Source organism: Paenibacillus sp. MMS18-CY102 (genome assembly GCF_009789195.1).
In the GTDB taxonomy this organism is placed as follows: Bacteria; Bacillota; Bacilli; order Paenibacillales; family Paenibacillaceae; genus Paenibacillus_T.
In genome coordinates this window covers 60255-76512 of the sequence record NZ_WSTC01000027.1, presented here as the reverse complement: position 1 = coordinate 76512, position 16258 = coordinate 60255, and the positions used below count along the sequence as shown (strand labels likewise).

At 52.1% G+C, this 16258-nt stretch carries 17 protein-coding genes; all 17 read right to left on the bottom strand.

The window, feature by feature from the left end; translation table 11 throughout:
* Positions 1–344: 344 nt before the first annotated feature.
* The 17 genes from lysS to nadA all read right to left on the bottom strand — a co-directional run bounded on the left by lysS (position 345) and on the right by nadA (position 16218).
* Positions 345–1862 (bottom strand): lysine--tRNA ligase, encoded by a 1518-nt coding sequence (lysS, locus tag GON22_RS19045; protein WP_160397700.1) that lies wholly within the window; start codon positions 1860–1862, stop codon positions 345–347.
* Positions 1863–1940: 78 nt separating this feature from the next.
* On the bottom strand, positions 1941–2417 hold the full coding sequence (gene greA / locus GON22_RS19040) for a transcription elongation factor GreA (protein ID WP_160397699.1): 477 nt from the start codon (positions 2415–2417) through the stop codon (positions 1941–1943).
* A gap of 208 nt (positions 2418–2625) precedes the next feature.
* Positions 2626–3654: a tRNA dihydrouridine synthase DusB gene (gene dusB / locus GON22_RS19035; RefSeq protein WP_160397698.1), complete on the bottom strand. Its 1029-nt coding sequence runs from the start codon at positions 3652–3654 to the stop codon at positions 2626–2628.
* 72 nt (positions 3655–3726) lie between these two features.
* A complete protein-coding gene (locus tag GON22_RS19030; RefSeq protein WP_160397697.1) occupies positions 3727–3942 on the bottom strand; it encodes a helix-turn-helix domain-containing protein in 216 nt (71 codons plus the stop codon).
* On the bottom strand, positions 3894–4451 hold the full coding sequence (gene folK / locus GON22_RS19025; RefSeq protein ID WP_160397703.1) for a 2-amino-4-hydroxy-6-hydroxymethyldihydropteridine diphosphokinase: 558 nt from the start codon (positions 4449–4451) through the stop codon (positions 3894–3896). The genes GON22_RS19030 and folK overlap by 49 nt, the downstream gene beginning before the upstream one ends.
* Positions 4429–4815, bottom strand: a complete 387-nt coding sequence (folB, locus tag GON22_RS19020; RefSeq protein ID WP_160397696.1) for a dihydroneopterin aldolase — start codon at positions 4813–4815, stop codon at positions 4429–4431. Before folB ends, folK begins: the two co-directional genes overlap by 23 nt.
* An 81-nt stretch (positions 4816–4896) precedes the next feature.
* On the bottom strand, positions 4897–5748 hold the full coding sequence (gene folP / locus GON22_RS19015) for a dihydropteroate synthase (RefSeq protein WP_160397695.1): 852 nt from the start codon (positions 5746–5748) through the stop codon (positions 4897–4899).
* A gap of 15 nt (positions 5749–5763) precedes the next feature.
* Positions 5764–6627, bottom strand: a complete 864-nt coding sequence (locus tag GON22_RS19010) for an aminotransferase class IV (protein WP_160397694.1) — start codon at positions 6625–6627, stop codon at positions 5764–5766.
* Positions 6624–7205: an aminodeoxychorismate/anthranilate synthase component II gene (pabA, locus tag GON22_RS19005; RefSeq protein WP_160397693.1), complete on the bottom strand. Its 582-nt coding sequence runs from the start codon at positions 7203–7205 to the stop codon at positions 6624–6626. The genes GON22_RS19010 and pabA overlap by 4 nt, the downstream gene beginning before the upstream one ends.
* Positions 7206–7219: 14 nt before the next feature.
* The gene (locus tag GON22_RS19000) at positions 7220–8872 is read right to left on the bottom strand and encodes an anthranilate synthase component I family protein (protein WP_160397692.1); all 1653 of its coding nucleotides are present in this window, start codon (positions 8870–8872) and stop codon (positions 7220–7222) included.
* Between the two features lie 144 nt (positions 8873–9016).
* Positions 9017–9955 (bottom strand): cysteine synthase A, encoded by a 939-nt coding sequence (gene cysK, locus GON22_RS18995; RefSeq protein WP_160397691.1) that lies wholly within the window; start codon positions 9953–9955, stop codon positions 9017–9019.
* A 100-nt stretch (positions 9956–10055) separates the two neighbouring features.
* Positions 10056–11024, bottom strand: coding sequence for a peptidylprolyl isomerase (locus GON22_RS18990; RefSeq protein WP_160397690.1), 969 nt, complete (start codon positions 11022–11024; stop codon positions 10056–10058).
* 17 nt (positions 11025–11041) lie between these two features.
* Entirely contained in the window at positions 11042–11941 is a 900-nt protein-coding gene (hslO, locus tag GON22_RS18985) for an Hsp33 family molecular chaperone HslO (RefSeq protein WP_160397689.1), read from the bottom strand.
* Positions 11942–11989: 48 nt separating this feature from the next.
* Positions 11990–12778, bottom strand: a complete 789-nt coding sequence (locus GON22_RS18980) for a type III pantothenate kinase (RefSeq protein WP_160397688.1) — start codon at positions 12776–12778, stop codon at positions 11990–11992.
* The gene (gene nadC, locus GON22_RS18975) at positions 12775–13638 is read right to left on the bottom strand and encodes a carboxylating nicotinate-nucleotide diphosphorylase (protein WP_160397687.1); all 864 of its coding nucleotides are present in this window, start codon (positions 13636–13638) and stop codon (positions 12775–12777) included. The genes GON22_RS18980 and nadC overlap by 4 nt, the downstream gene beginning before the upstream one ends.
* Complete coding sequence (nadB, locus tag GON22_RS18970; RefSeq protein ID WP_160397686.1) at positions 13631–15244, bottom strand: L-aspartate oxidase; 1614 nt, start codon at positions 15242–15244, stop codon at positions 13631–13633. Before nadB ends, nadC begins: the two co-directional genes overlap by 8 nt.
* 35 nt (positions 15245–15279) lie before the next feature.
* The gene (nadA, locus tag GON22_RS18965; protein WP_160397685.1) at positions 15280–16218 is read right to left on the bottom strand and encodes a quinolinate synthase NadA; all 939 of its coding nucleotides are present in this window, start codon (positions 16216–16218) and stop codon (positions 15280–15282) included.
* Between the last annotated feature and the right edge of the window lie 40 nt (positions 16219–16258).

Genomic DNA, 16258 nt, shown 5'->3' with positions numbered 1-16258 from the left:
TCTCCATAAAAGAAGTTTTCAACGCGAGTTGAAAATCTTCAACTTTAGAGCATTTGTAGCTCATTTTGAAACATTTATTCTGACAGTTTCGCTCGTTGTTCAGTTTTCAAAGAACAATTTCGACAACTTTTACATTATATCAGATGATGTTTAGTTGGTCAAGCTTTTGTTTTGTGTTGCCGTTTCGTTCAGCGGCGACTTGAATAATATATCATAGGCGCTTATACGATTGCAACCCCTATTTTAGAAAAAAGTGAAATTGTTTTTTGAACGCCCAATCTCTTCTTATAGAAGAAACAAAACGCCGCCGAGCGAAAGTTCGCTCGGCGGCATGAAACGGATAGCTATTCGCCTGCGCGATGGCGCATATGCGGGAACAGCAATACATCACGAATCGACGGTTGGTTCGTCAGCAACATAACGAGGCGGTCGATACCGATGCCCAGACCACCGGTTGGCGGCATGCCATACTCCAACGCACGGATGAAGTCATCATCCATTTCATGCGCTTCGTCATTGCCATGCTCACGCTCAAGGAGCTGCGCTTCGAAGCGCTCGCGTTGGTCGATTGGATCATTAAGCTCCGTGAAGGCATTCGCATGCTCACGCGCTACAATGAAGAGTTCGAAACGATCCGTGAAACGCGGATCCTGCTCATTCTTCTTAGCAAGTGGCGAAATATCCACTGGATGCCCTGTTACAAATGTAGGCTGAATGAGTGTGTGCTCGCAGAATTGCTCAAAGAACGCATTGAGGATATGGCCTGCCGCCCAGTGCTTCTCGACCGGCACTTTGTGCTGGCGAGCCGCTTCATGCGCTTCCTCGTTCGTAATTGCCGCCGCAAAGTCTACACCTGTAGCCTCTTTAACGAGATCAACCATCGAAACTCGGCGCCATGGCGTGCCCAGGTCAACTTCACTGCCTTGATAATCGATAACAGTTGTGCCAAGCACCTCTTGGGCAATATGTTTAACGAGGTTTTCCGTAAGTGCCATGATATCTTTGTAATCCGCATACGCCTCATACAATTCGATCATCGTGAATTCAGGGTTATGGCGTGTCGAGATGCCCTCATTCCGGTAAACGCGGCCGATTTCATAAACTTTCTCCAGCCCACCTACGATAAGGCGCTTCAAATGAAGCTCGATTGCGATGCGCATATAGAGCTGCATATCGAGCGCGTTATGATGCGTAATAAATGGACGTGCAGACGCTCCTCCTGCAATGCTGTGCAGTGTAGGCGTTTCTACTTCAAGGTAGCCAAGCGAATCAAGGTAACGGCGCATCGACTGAATAATGCGGGAACGCGCAATAAAGGTCTGCTGCACTTCTGGGTTCGTAATGAGGTCGACGTAACGCTGGCGATAACGAAGCTCCACGTCTTTGAGTCCATGATGCTTGTCCGGCAACGGAAGCAGCGATTTCGTCAGAACGACGATTTCTTTTGCCTTTACCGACGTTTCGCCTGTATTGGTTTTAAATACGACGCCACGAACGCCTACGATATCTCCGATATCGAGCAGATCAAAAGCAGCGTACTCCGTTTCGGAAAGCGTGTCTTTGCGCGCATAAATTTGGATCTTGCCTGTCAGGTCTTGAATATGAGCAAAGGATGCTTTGCCCATGCCGCGCTTTTGCATAATGCGGCCAGCAAGCGTAACTTCGATTTGTTGGGACTCGAGGTCTTCCTTTGTCGTTTCTTCATGAGCGTCGAGAATGTCTTTTGCAACATGTGACCGCTCGAATTTGCTGCCGAATGGGTCGACGCCGAGCGCACGAAGCTCATCCAGTTTGTTGCGGCGAATTTGTAAAAGCTCGCTTAGCTCTTGCTGTTCTTGTAACTCTTGTTGTTGCTGATCCACAGATAACCACTCCTAACGGTTTCTTACGAACGAAAAAGCTTCCAAGGGAAGCTTTTTCGAGTGGGCCGCACGAAAACCTTATTTTTTGATTTCGAGAATTTTATACTGAATGACGCCAGCAGGGACGCTTACTTCAACGATAGCGCCAACTTTTTTACCCAAAATTGCTTTGCCAACTGGACTCTCATTAGAAATCTTGTTATTCAACGGATCGGACTCTGCCGTTCCGACGATTGCATAATCCATTTTGTCGCCAAATTCCATATCTTCGACCGTTACAGTAGAGCCAATGCTCACCGTTTCTGTATCAATCTCATCGTTGTTAATGATACGCGCGTTGCGCAGCATCTTCTCGAGTGTAATAATACGCCCCTCAATGAAAGCCTGCTCGTTCTTCGCATCCTCGTATTCCGAGTTCTCACTGATGTCACCGTAGCCGATGGCAACTTTGATCCGCTCTGCCACCTCACGACGCTTTACCGATTTGAGGTTTTCGAGTTCCTCTTCTAGTTTCTTCAACCCGTCCTGAGTCAGAATAACCTCTTTATCGCCCATCTTGTGATTCTCCTGTCACGTGAAGTATTTTCATACATTCATGATGCCTGTATGAATTCACTATTACTTAATATATTACACAAAACGCTGTTCATGTTAGCCCTCAAAAAGGTCCATAAAAGCGCTTGCTCCGTTTATATTGCTTGATTATATTGCAGTATCACATCAAATGTCAATCAAAGCCAGCCTTGGCGGAATGACGGATTCCCTATTGGGCTGCCGCTTCACCGTCGGTCCAATTGGCTGCTTTTACAGTGCCTGCATCCTCCGGTAAAGATTCGATATATTGATTCAAGATCGCAACCATTTTGTCGCGGCTTGTTTCTTCCATAATGGTATCTTTAATGCGGGCGGAACCTTGTAAGCCTTTCATGTACCAAGCCATATGCTTGCGCATCTCGCGAACAGCCGTCGATTCGCCCTTCAATGAAACCAAGCGGTCCATATGTAAAATGGCAATCTCCATTTTCTCCTGCGGTGTCGGGTCTGGCAGCAATTCCCCATTGGTCAGATATTGAATCGTACGATAAAGCATCCAAGGGTTGCCGAGTGCGCCGCGGCCGATCATGACCCCGTCAACACCAGTGTGGTCAAGCATCCGCTTCGCATCCTCCGGCGAGAATACGTCTCCGTTACCGATAACCGGAATGGATACGGCTTCCTTGACCTCTTTAATAATATCCCAATTTGCTTGGCCGGTATACAACTGCTCCCGGGTCCGGCCATGCACGCTAACAGCGCTGCCGCCTGCACATTCTACAGCACGAGCGTTCTCAACAGCGAAAATGTGTTCGTCATCCCAGCCGATGCGCATTTTGACGGTTACGGGCTTATCAACAGCCTCAGTAACAGCCGAAACCATCTCATAAATCTTGTTCGGGTCCAGCAGCCATCGTGCGCCTGCATCGCATTTGGTTACCTTTGGGACCGGGCAACCCATGTTAATGTCAATGATGTCGGCATTGGTCTGCTTATCCACGATCTTAGCCGCCTCTACGAGCGATTTGCGGTCGCCCCCAAAAATTTGTAAGCTGAGCGGCTTCTCGCGTTCGTCAACATAGAGCATTTCTAGCGTCCGCTTGTTGCCATGCAAGATTGCTTTATCGCTTACCATCTCTGCACAAACGAGGCCCGTGCCGAACTCCTTTGCAATGAGACGAAAGGCTGGGTTGCAGACACCAGCCATCGGCGCCAGCACCACATTGTTCTTCATCTCGATATTTCCGATTTTTAACACGTTGCTCCATACTCCTTCCGTAACCTGCATCCAAGTTGGCCCGTTCTCTTGTTCGGCAGTCCAATCCTTTAATTAATGTGCCTTATTTACTTGAGTTAGCTCGGCATAATCAATGCCAAGCGTCTCCGCAATGTTAGCTAGCAGTTTGGGGTCCGGCTTGCGCGTGCCCCGCTCGAGAGAGCCAAGTACCGCTACCGATACCGATAACCGTTCCGCAAGCTGTTGCTGGGTAAAGCCCTTTAACTTTCGAAATGCGCGGATGCGCTGTGCCAATTGGTCGTTTTCCATCTAGTGATGCCTTCCTTTCCGTCCCGACAAGCCAAGTTAGCTGATTCTGCCACCGCTGCGTGCAGCGGGTGCGTCTCTGTAAGCACGTCGCGAAGCGGAACCAGTACGAACGCCCGCTCCATCATCCGTGGATGAGGTATAGTGAGCCGTTCTGTAACTTGGGAAATATCGCCGTACATCAGCAAATCAAGATCGATCGTACGCGGTCCCCAATGGACAAGGCGAACGCGCCCGAGCTGTTGCTCAATCGCTAGCAGCGTATCTAACAACTCTTCTGGTCCAAGCCGGGTCTTAACCGCCGCTGCCATATTCAAAAATGCAGGTTGATCCGTGTACCCCACTGGGTCTGTTTCATACACATGCGATACCCGTTCAACAAAGATATCCTCACGGGCTGCAACTTGTTCAATTGCTCGCTGCAGCGTATCGCCCCGATCTCCAATATTGGAGCCGAGCGCGATGTAAGCCTCTATGAAACCCGCAAAATCAGGCGGGAACAACTGTACCATGTCCATCCCGCTTTCTGCGAAGCTCTACTGTCACGCCATCAAAATGAATCTCAAAAGGCGGATTCGGCTTCGTGACACGAACCGTCACTTCATTGAGAATAGTATAAGTCTGCAGCAACTTAGATGCAATGGCACCTGCCAACGCTTCAATGAGCTTGAAGGGCGGGCCTTCAACGATAGCTTTCGCCAAAGCGTGAAGTTCCGCATAATTAACCGTTGCTTCCAAACAGTCCTCCTTGGCTGCTTTCGACAAATCAAGTTTCAATTCGAGCTCGACGCCGAATTTTTGGCCAAGTTTGTTTTCTTCAGCGAAAACGCCATGATACCCGAAAAACTGCATGCCTTTCAACGTCATCGTATCCATAAGATTCCCTCCTTGCCTCTAATTATCTAACTCAAGCCAGATGACTGCCCGAGCTGATGATCCAGCCCCAGCTATATTTCATCAGCCTATGGTCCGGTCCCGATAAACAACCGCATCCGTCATGAGCGCTACCCGCTTCATCGCCTGAACATCATGCACCCGAACAATTCCGCAGCCCTGCATGATGCCAAGCGTTACAGTAGCAGCCGTGCCCTCAACCCGTTCGTTAGAAGGAACGCCGCCAAGCGCTTGTCCAATAAACCCTTTGCGTGACGTGCCTAGGAGCACGGGGTAGCCTAGTTGAGATAAGTCCTCCAGCCGACCCATCATTGCGATGTTCTCGTCATATCCTTTGGCAAACCCGATGCCGGGATCGAGCCAAATGCGATCATCCAGCACACCTGCGGCATGTGCGATACGAAGGCTTTCTTGCAAGTCGGCGATAACGTCTGAGATTAAATTGGCATAATTGCGGTCTGGACGATTGTGATTCAAAATAACCGGGCACTCAAACTCCGCTGCGACTGTTGCCATCTGGGGATCATGCCGTAGCGCCCAAATGTCATTTATGATATGCGCTCCTGCCGCCAAGGATTGACGTGCTGTCTCTGATTTATACGTATCAATGGACAACGGGATGTGAGGCAGCGCCGAACGAATGGCCTCAATGACGGGAACCACTCTGCGAATCTCCTCTTCTTCGGGAACCGGCACAAACCCTGGCCGTGTCGATTCGCCCCCGATATCGAGAATATCCGCTCCTTCGGCAACCATAGCCTTCGCTCTCTCTACCGCTGCCTGCACAGTATCGTAGCGCCCTCCGTCGGAAAAGGAATCCGGCGTGGCGTTAAGGATGCCCATGATTAACGTTCTCGCGCCAAGCTCCAATTGGACGCCTCCGCCCAATTGCAAGGTGTGTTTCTTAGGAGCCATTGCCATACATCCCTTCTAAAAGCTTCGATAAAGCTCCAGCAGCCTGCGAAGTGTAGGGCCAGCCGTACCGTCGCCAACCTTGACTGTATTGCCTGCCAGATCCGCAAGGCTTGTAATGGGAACAAGCTCCTGAATCGAGTTCGTCACCCAAACCTCGTCCGCACCAAGCAGCTCTTCCCACTGATATAGCCCTTCTTCGATCCTAAAACCCGCTTGCTGCGCCAAATGCAATACATGCGCGCGCGTAACTCCCGGCAATATGCCTGTTGATAGTGCTGGCGTGCAAATAATGCCGTTTCGTACAAAAAACAAATTGCTGACGATGCCTTCCGTGAGCCAGCCTTCCTTGGATAAGAGCAGCCCTTCCGCTCCGGGGGCTGCCCCGGCGAGCTGCAACTCTTGCTTCGCGATAATATTATTCATGTAATGCAAAGATTTTAATCGAATATTTCCCTCGGGTGTATTTCTGAGCGTACGCAGCAGCCGTAGTTCTCGCCCTGTCTCGTACAACTGCGGAGGCGTTGGCGGCAATGGCTTCACAAGAAGCCAGACGTTCGGCTGCTCGTAATCGCCCAGCGGCAGCCCGAGCCCGCCATCCCCTGCAGAGACAGTCAGCCTGACATAAGCGTCAGCCAGCCCGTTCGCTTCCATAACTCCAGCCAGCCAGCCCTCTATCTGTGCAGCATCCGGCGTGTATCGAATGCGAAGCACCTCACAGCCATCCGCCAGCCTGCGCAAATGGCCCTCCAGCAAATGCGGACGCCCTCTATATGTACGGAACGTCTCGAATAGCCCCATTCCGTACAAAAAGCCATGGTCGAAAACGCCGACCACAGCTTCTTCCGCTAGTATGACGGAACCGTTGTACCCGACCTTCATCGCGCTGCGCCTGCTCGTAGAGCAAGGAAATTGCGGAGCATCGTCAGGCCGTTCTCGGTAATAATCGATTCCGGATGAAATTGTACGCCTTCGATCGGATACTCCTTGTGGCGAAGGCCCATAATCTCGCCTTCTGCTGTCTCTGCCGTAATTTCCAAACAATCGGGAAGCGTCTCGCGCTTGACGATTAGCGAGTGGTAGCGAGTAGCAATGAAGGGTGACGGGATGCCTTCAAAGATCGAGCGTCCATCATGAAGGATCTCAGAAGTTTTGCCGTGCATCAGCTTCTCGGCACGTACAACGTCACCGCCGAATGCTTGTCCGATCGATTGATGGCCAAGGCACACACCGAATATCGGGATTTGCCCTTTGAATCGGTCGATTACCGCCAAGCTGATGCCTGCCTCATTCGGTGAGCATGGCCCTGGCGAAATAAGAATATGATCGGGCGCCATCGCCGCGATATCATCCAGCCCGATCTCATCGTTACGCTTCACAACGATGTCCTGCCCTAGCTCGCCCAAGTACTGCACCAAGTTGTACGTAAACGAGTCGTAATTGTCGATTACCAGTATCATAGCGACGACCTCCTTTATAGTAAGCGGCTGCTTAGCGCCCCTGTATCAGTTGCATCTTCATGCTTGGTTAGCACGTCCGGCTGGTTTTCAAACCGCTCGCCAAGCTGAATTGCCTTCCAGAGCGCCTTAGCCTTGCTAAGCGACTCATAATATTCGCGCTCGGGAATGGAGTCGATCACAATTCCCGCACCTGCTTGAATATGAACGACGCCATCGCGTACGGTCATCGTTCTTATAATAATATTAAATTCCATATTGCCGCAGTAGTCAATCCATCCCATGGAGCCCGTGTATGGGCCGCGCCTTGTCGGCTCAAGTTCTTCGATGATTTCCATTGTGCGAATTTTGGGCGCGCCTGTAATCGTTCCTCCTGGGAATGTGGCTGCAATGACATCGAAAGCATCTTTGCCTTCGGCAATCTTGCCTTCCACTTGGGAAACAAGGTGCATGACATGGGAATACCGCTCAATGACCATAAGCTCCGGAACATGTACTGATCCATAACTGGCGATTCGGCCCAAATCATTCCGTTCGAGGTCGACCAGCATGATATGTTCCGCCCGTTCTTTCTCGGTGTTGAGCAACTCCTGCTCCATTGCCAGATCCTCTTCTGGCGTCCGCCCTCTTCGCCTTGTGCCTGCAATCGGCCTGGTCGCTAATATGCCATCCTTTAGCTCAACGAGCAGCTCTGGGGAGCCCGATACAAGCTGAAACTCCGGGCAGCGCAGAAAGCCCATATAAGGAGATGGATTCACGACTCTCAACCATTCATAAAGCTCCTCTGGCGAAACAGCGGTACGTTTGCTTTGGCGGAGCGACAGGTTCACCTGAAACACGTCGCCTTGGCCGATGTACTGTTGGATTTTGCGCACCGCATTCTCGTAAGCTTCCTTTGCAAAAGGGGAAAACGTATCTGCTACCGATTCCACATCAATCGTAAGCGATTCGGATGCCAGTTTGCTTAATCTCGCCTCGCGCGTCAAGAGACCGGTTGCCTCTGGCTGCAGCCCATCATTGAACCGAGCGTGCCAATAAGCCGCCATCGCTTCTACCCGCTGCACCGCACGCTCATATAAAGCCTCTAGTTCCCGCTCGGCCGCATGCTCTGGAATCGTGGTATGCGCCGCACAATACAACGCATCTTCTTCCAAATCGATAACCCACAGCTCGTCCATCCGCATGAACAAGTAATCCGGCACACCGAGGTCATCGCTCGCGATCTCAGGCAGGCGTTCGATCGTCCGAATGACGTCATAGCCCCAAAATCCCGCGCAGCCCCCCGTCCAAGCCGGCCCTGCTTCCACCCTCGGTCCCCGATAGGGCGCCATCCATCGCCTCACAACGTCCAGCGGCGTACCTTCCCATGAAGCTGTATGGGCCAATCGTCTCGCCTCTGCAGGCTCCAAGGCGGTTCCCGTCCAATCCATCGATTGGGCAGACTGCAGCTTGCCCTGGATCACAGAAGAAGGATGCAGGCCCAAATACGTGTATCGTCCGCCCTTGCCACTCTCAAATACAAAAGAATAGGCATCAGCATCCTGCCATGCCGCTTTCCATGAAGCAATCTTGCTGCCCGCGCCGTTCAACGGCAATTTATGCAGTACCGGCAGCGTCGTATAGGCACGCTCGGCGTGCCACCGTTGCCACTGTTCCCAAACGGTGAACATCACCTTCAACCCCCGTTCTATCCATCTATTTCGCCTAGTATACAGAATGATGGAGCAAAAGAAAAGCAACTGCGCTAAAGGCATTCATAAAAAAGAGCCTCCCATTCCGAGGAATGAAGGCTCTGTATTCGTTATGACTCCGTATTAGTTCTCGAAGTTGAACAGCGGCGTGCTCAGGTAACGTTCGCCGTTAGATGGAACAACAGCTACGACACGTTTGCCTTTGCCCAGCTCTTTAGCTACTTGCAGTGCTGCGAAGATCGCTGCACCGGACGAAATACCGCACAAAATGCCTTCTTCGCGAGCAGCACGGCGTGCTGTTTCGAATGAATCATCATTTTCTACTGTAATGATGCCGTCATAGATCTCACGGTTCAAGATGTCAGGCACGAAGTTAGCGCCGATACCTTGAATTTTGTGAGGGCCTGGCTTGCCACCAGACAGAAGCGGCGATGCTGCTGGTTCTACTGCGTAGATTTTGATATCGGAGAAGTTCTCTTTGAGCACTTCGCCTGCACCCGTAATCGTACCGCCCGTACCAATGCCGGCGATAAACGCGTCCAGCTTGCCGTCGAGCGAGTTGATAGCTTCTACGATCTCAGGACCCGTCGTCTCGCGGTGCACCTTAACATTCGCTTGGTTCTTGAATTGTTGCGGCATGAAGTAGTTAGGGTTTTCTTGCGCCAACTCTTCAGCTTTCTTAACAGCGCCGTTCATGCCTTCCGATCCTGGCGTGAGCACGAGGTCCGCGCCGTAAGCACGAAGCAGGTTGCGGCGCTCAATGCTCATCGTTTCTGGCATAACGAGAATTGCTTTATATCCTTTAGCAGCTGCTACCAAAGCAAGACCGATACCCGTGTTACCGCTCGTCGGTTCAACGATCGTGTCACCCGGCTTCAGAATGCCTTGTTGCTCAGCTACTTCTACCATGCTGATTGCGATCCGGTCCTTAACGCTGGCACCCGGATTCTGATACTCAAGCTTAACGTAAATCTCCGCGCTGTCCTCAGGCACAAGGCGATTCAGACGTACGAGCGGCGTATCTCCGATCAATTCTGTAACACTTTGAACAATCTTAGCCATTGATAAACTGCCTCCTTAATCCGACTAGTTCAGTAGGTTTTACTGTCTCCATCTTATCAACGCCGTTTACAAATGTCAATACTTACTTTTCCGCCTATCCCTACGGAGCCGCGGGATTGGGCACACTGCTGCTGTACTGGACAAGCAATTCATTCTCAACTTCGGACAGAGGCTTCGCCTGCTCCAGTGCAACCTGACGACGGGCTTCCTCCCGGCGCTGTTCCCTTGCCATGCCTTCCCGTTCACGCCGCTCTTCCAAACGAATGATGGCATACCCACCCCCGGTCTTCACTGGACCGGTCACTTGGCCAACTTCAAGCGAACGCGTAGCATCCAGAAGCGACTCTTCCACGAAAGGATCATGGTCCTCGATGTATCCCAAGTCGCCGCCGTGATCAGCAGTGAATGCATCAATGGAGTACGTCTTCGCCATTAATGCAAAATCCTCGCCGTTGCCCAGTTTATCAATCACGTCATTGGCTTCTGAGCGCGTATTCGTCAAAATCCAGCGAATCTTAAGCTCAGTTACGCCTGTAAACTCAGAAGCATGCTCGGCCAAGTAATCTTCTATCTGGGCATCCGTTACGTCTACCGTCCGAGTAGCAATTTGCTCCAGCAGCAGCCGGTACTCCGCGTCTGACTGAACGTCTTCCCGGGCCAACCCCAGCTGGCTTTGCATTTCCTCATAATATTCGGTTTCCGATCCGTAACCTTCCATAACGCGAGCAAGCTCTGCCGACAATTGCTCCGGCGTCACGGCTAGCCCTTGCTTGGCCGCTTCAAGCTTCACCGCTTCGTGCAGCATCATCGTCCGCAGCATCGAAGCGCCATGCTGCCGATGCAGCTCTTTCGTCAAATCCCGCTCCGTAATCGGCTTCCCGCCAATAACGGCCAATACCCTTCCTTCCTCACGCGAAAGCTCGTCCGCTCCCCCTGTGCCGCCCTCACTGCCTGCTGGCTTGGGCTTGTTCAAAAAGGGCACATAGTGCGTCGTGACCACGATCGCCACCACGATCATACATAAAGCTTGCAGGGACACCAACCCTCGCAGCATTCGGTCTTTCTTCATTTCCTCAAGCCTTTCGGTTATTGGAGCGGCTTCGGCTTCGCTTGCTCAAGCAGCTCTACGAGCTGCTCACGGTCAAACGTGTACGCTTCATTGCAGAAATGGCACACGACTTCGGCTTTTCCGTCTTCTTCGATAATTTGTTGCAGCTCTTGCTGGCCCATGCTAATGAGCGTACGTTCTGTACGCTCGCGCGAGCAGCGGCAGCGGAAATGAACATCTGTCGTATCATGTATCGTCAAATCGTCTCCAACGAGGAACTTCAATATTTCTTCTGGCGTCTCGCCCTGGTCCAACAGAGCTGTCACAGGCGGCATCATGCTTACCGCTTGCTCCAAGCGCGTGATCTCCTCTTCGGTCAACCCCGGCAGCACCTGCACGATATAACCGCCCGCCTGCAGGACCGACCCATCTGTATCCACTAATACGCCAAGCCCTACGACAGACGGCGTTTGCTCTGACACAGCGAAGTAGTAGGTGAAATCTTCTGCAAGCTCTCCCGACACGATCGGCGAGCTGCCACGGTAAGGCTCTTTCATCCCAAGGTCTTTGATAATATGAATGTATCCGCTCCGGCCAACAGCTCCTGCTACATCTAGCTTGCCTTGCGAGTTGCTTGCCATATGCACTTGCGGATGGTCGACGTAGCCGCGCACATTGCCCTTGGCATCCGTATCGACGACGATTTGGCCGATTGGCCCTTCACCCTTAATCTGAATCGTGAGCTTCTCTTCACCCTTCATCATCGCGCCCATCATCGCACCAGCTGCCAATGTCCGGCCAAATGCTGCAGTCGCCGTTGGGTACGTCCCATGCCGACGCTGCAATTCGCTAACAAGCTCCGTCGCCCGAACCGCGAACACCCGAATGCGGCCGCCCCACGCTGTGCCTCTAATCAATATATCGTTCTGCGTCTCCATTATGGATGCCTCCCTTGCTTGATTCGTTCTCGAACTCGACTAATGCTATTATTCCTCGCTTGTCGCGGCACTTTCTTGATTCCGTTCAAAAATAATGCGAAGCCCTTCGAGCGTCAGCAACGGATCGACCTCTTCGATGGTCTCCGATTCAGCAGCAATGAGCTCCGCCAAGCCGCCTGTTGCAATAACGCGTGGCGCCACGCCGAATTCGGCGCGAATGCGCCGAACGATTCCGTCCACTTGTCCGGCATAGCCAAAAATAATGCCCGCCTGCATCGAAGTTACCGGATTGCGCCCAATTACGCTCTTCGGCCGAACGAGCTCGATGCGAGGGAGCTTCGCCGCGCGCTGGTAAAGCGCTTCCGTCGAAATGCCAATGCCCGGCACAATCGCGCCACCGAGATAGCTTCCATTCTCATCAATATAATCGAAAGTAGTGGCCGTACCAAAATCAACCACGATAAGCGGTTTCCCATATTTCTCGATGCCCGCAATCGAATTGACAATCCGGTCCGCCCCCACTTCACGCGGATTCTCGTAACGGATGTTTAGCCCAGTCTTTACCCCTGGTCCGACGACCACTGGCGTTTTGCGCATATATTTGATACTTAGCTGCTCCAGCGTCCGCATGAGCGGAGGAACGACACAAGAAATAATGACGCCATCGATTCCATCGAGCGACAAGCCTGCAAACTGGAACAGATTGTTAATTGTAATGCCGTACTCATCAACCGTCGCGGAGCGATTCGTACTAATTCGCCAATGATGCAGTAGCTCCTTGCCTTGGTATACGCCAAGGACGATATTCGTATTCCCTACATCAATAACCAGAATCACGCCGGCGCCCCGCCTTTCTTTTCATTCAAGTCCAGGCTAATGTCCAGTGCTTGGAATGAGTAAGTTAGGCCGCCTACGCTAATCACATCGACACCTGTTTCTGCGATTCCGCGAACCGTTTCGAGCGTAACGCCACCCGACGCTTCCGTAATGATATGGCGGGAAAATGATCGGATATGCTGTACTGCTTCAGCCATCTGTTCCAAGCTCATATTATCAAGCATGATAATGTCAGCCCCGCAAGACATCGCTTCATGCACTTGCTCCATTGACTCCGTCTCCACTTCAATCTTCATCGTGTGGGGGATACGTGCACGCGCACCTGCGATTGCAGCACGAATGCTGCCAGCACCTTTAATATGATTGTCCTTTATCATGACCGCGTCGTATAAGCCGAATCGATGGTTCGCGCCGCCGCCAACCCGTACCGCGTACTTCTCAAGCTTCCGATGGCCAGGCGTCGTCTTGCGCGTATCAACAAGGCGCGTCCCTAACCCTTCGAGCGCATCCACGAACGCACGCGTCTTCGTCGCAATGCCCGACAGCCGCTGCATGAGGTTCAATGCGAGCCGTTCGCCTATAAGCAAGCTATGCGTACTGCCCTCCGCCGCTGCAATAACGGTCCCTTTGGTTACCCGGTCGCCGTCTTGAACGAGTGCCGTATAAGCGATTTCTGGGTCTACAACTTCAAATACTAGCCGTGCGACGTCCAGTCCCGCAATGAGCCCATCTTCCTTCACATGGATGATTGCCTTGGACCGGCTTCCTTCCGGAATGGTCGTTTCTGTCGTAATATCGCCCATGCCGATATCCTCAGCTAACCAAGCGCGTATTTGCTCACGCAATGCGTAATCATACATCGTGAATCCGCTCCTCTGTCAATCCGTAATCGCGGTGCAGCACCGTGTGCTTGCGCCAGACTTGGTCATTCCGCTCCGGGAAATCTTCGCGCGCATGCGCCCCCCGGCTTTCTTCACGCGCCAGTGCCGATTCCGTCGTGAGCAGCGCGCAGGTTAGTAGGTTAGCAAATTCATATTCCTCGCGCTTGGTCAGCACAGATTGGAAAATCGGTAACTGCCGTTTCAACTCCTCTAGCCCTTTGGACAACCCTTGCCCATCGCGGCGAAGGCCTGCATACCGCACCATGACCTTTTGCAGCTTCAGGCGCCGTTCTACGAAAGCTTGCATTGGGACACCATTACGTTCCGCTTCATAATGAATAATCGGCTTTGCTCCCAATGGAGGAAGCTCTGCAATCCGATCGACGATCCTTCTGCCGAATACAATAGCTTCCGATAACGAGTTGCTTGCCAGCCGGTTAGCCCCATGAACGCCAGTAGATGACACTTCGCCACAGGCAAATAGGCGCTTGATGTTCGTCTCGCCGTTCAGGTCGGTTTTCACGCCGCCCATCATATAATGCATCGCTGGCGCTACTGGAATCCAATCTGTCGTCAGGTCAAGCCCATAGCTGAGGCAAGTTTCATAAATGGTTGGGAAGCGATGCTTCACCATCTCTTCCGATTCATGCGTAATGTCCAAGTAAACGAAGGTCGACTTCGTTTCCTCCATCTCGCTCACGATCGCTCGTGCTACGACATCGCGCGGCGCCAGTTCCAGCTGTTCATGATACTTATGCATAAATCGCTCGCCCCTGATATTGCGAAGATACGCACCTTCTCCTCGCACAGCCTCCGAAATAAGGAAGCGCGGCGCTCCTGGGTAACAAAGTGACGTCGGGTGAAATTGAAGAAATTCCATATCTCGTATGTAAGCACCCGCACGATAAGCCATGGCGATGCCATCACCGGTCGCCACGTCAGGGTTAGTCGTATAACGATACAGCTGTCCCGTACCGCCCGAGCACAAAATCGTTGCCTTGCCGCGGACGAACAAGCGCGAGCCGTCCGGCTTCTGTACAATAGCACCGCAGCATTCGCCTGCTATGGTCACGAGATCGATGACAAAATGGTCATCCCATACCTCGACGCCTTCCTTGGCTACCGCATTCTCAGACAACGCGCGTACGATCTCGAATCCGGTTGCATCTCCATTAGCATGCAAAATCCTTCGCTGGCTATGCGCGCCCTCCTTGGTTAATGCATATTCCCCATTTTCCAAGTCGAACTGCGTACCCATTCGGATCAAATCCTCAACACCCCTTGGCCCTTCGTGCACGAGCGCATTCACGGCGTCGTGATCGCATAGTCCCGCGCCTGCAATCAAGGTGTCCTCCAAATGATAAGCAGGGGAATCGTCATCCGAAATTACGGCGGCGATACCCCCTTGGGCGTAGCGTGTATTGCTGTCGAGCAGCGATTTCTTCGTGATCATGAGCACAGAGCCGCGCTTACTCGCCTTAATAGCGGTAAAAAGACCGGCGATGCCGGCCCCGATGACAATAACGTCCTTCTCGATGACCGGCAACTCGTCCAGTCGCACGTCAATTAAGTATGATGGAATCATAAGATGGATGCCTCCAGGCATAAAAATAATGACGCTTATTTGACCTGCAGCATACGCTCCAGCGATTTGCGGGCTTGGTCAGCCACTGTCGGCGGCACGTAGATTTGCGGTTGCATCGTTTCCAAGCATTTGACCAGCTTCTTCAGGTTGTTAACCTTCATGTTCGGGCACACCAAGTATTTGGTCGCAAAATGGAACGTTTTGTTCGGGCTGTCCACTCGCAGCTGGTAGCCTGTTCCGTCCTCCGTACCAACAATAAACTCTTGGCAATCGGAGTTTTTGCAATATTCCAGAATGCCTGTCGTGCTGCCTACATAATCGCCAAGCTCCACGACTTCCGGACGGCATTCGGGGTGAACGACGAATTGTGCATTTGGATACTTCGCCTTCATCTCTTCCACATCTTTAACGGTCAGCATGTCATGTGTGTTGCAATAGCCTTCCCAGATAATCATTTTCTTGTCTGTATGCTGCTGAACGTAGTGACCCAGGTTTTTGTCCGGAACCCAGATGATCTCGTCGGACTCGACCGAGTTAATAACTTTGAGCGCATTGGACGATGTGCAGCAAATGTCAGTCTCCGCCTTAATCTCTGCCGAAGAGTTAATGTACGTAACAACCGTCGCATTCGGATGCTGTGCCTTCAGCTTGCGCAAGCCATCCACGTTGACCATGTCTGCCATCGGGCAGCCAGCCCGTTCGTCTGGAATAAGTACCGTTTTGTTCGGTGCAAGGATCTTAGCGCTCTCGCCCATGAAATGTACGCCGCAGAACACAATAACGTCTGCATCGGTCGCCGCTGCCTTCTGGGCAAGCAGGAAGGAGTCGCCGCGGAAATCAGCTACCTCTTGAATTTCATCCCGTTGATAGTAGTGGGCCAGAATAATGGCGTTACGCTCTTTCTTCAGCTGCATGAGGCGTTCGCGCAACTCGCGGTTTTGTTCCGCCTTGCGTTCAAGTGCCAATGCTTCCATGGGTGTCTCTCCTCTTCGCGCGGTCTATTTTATAGGGATA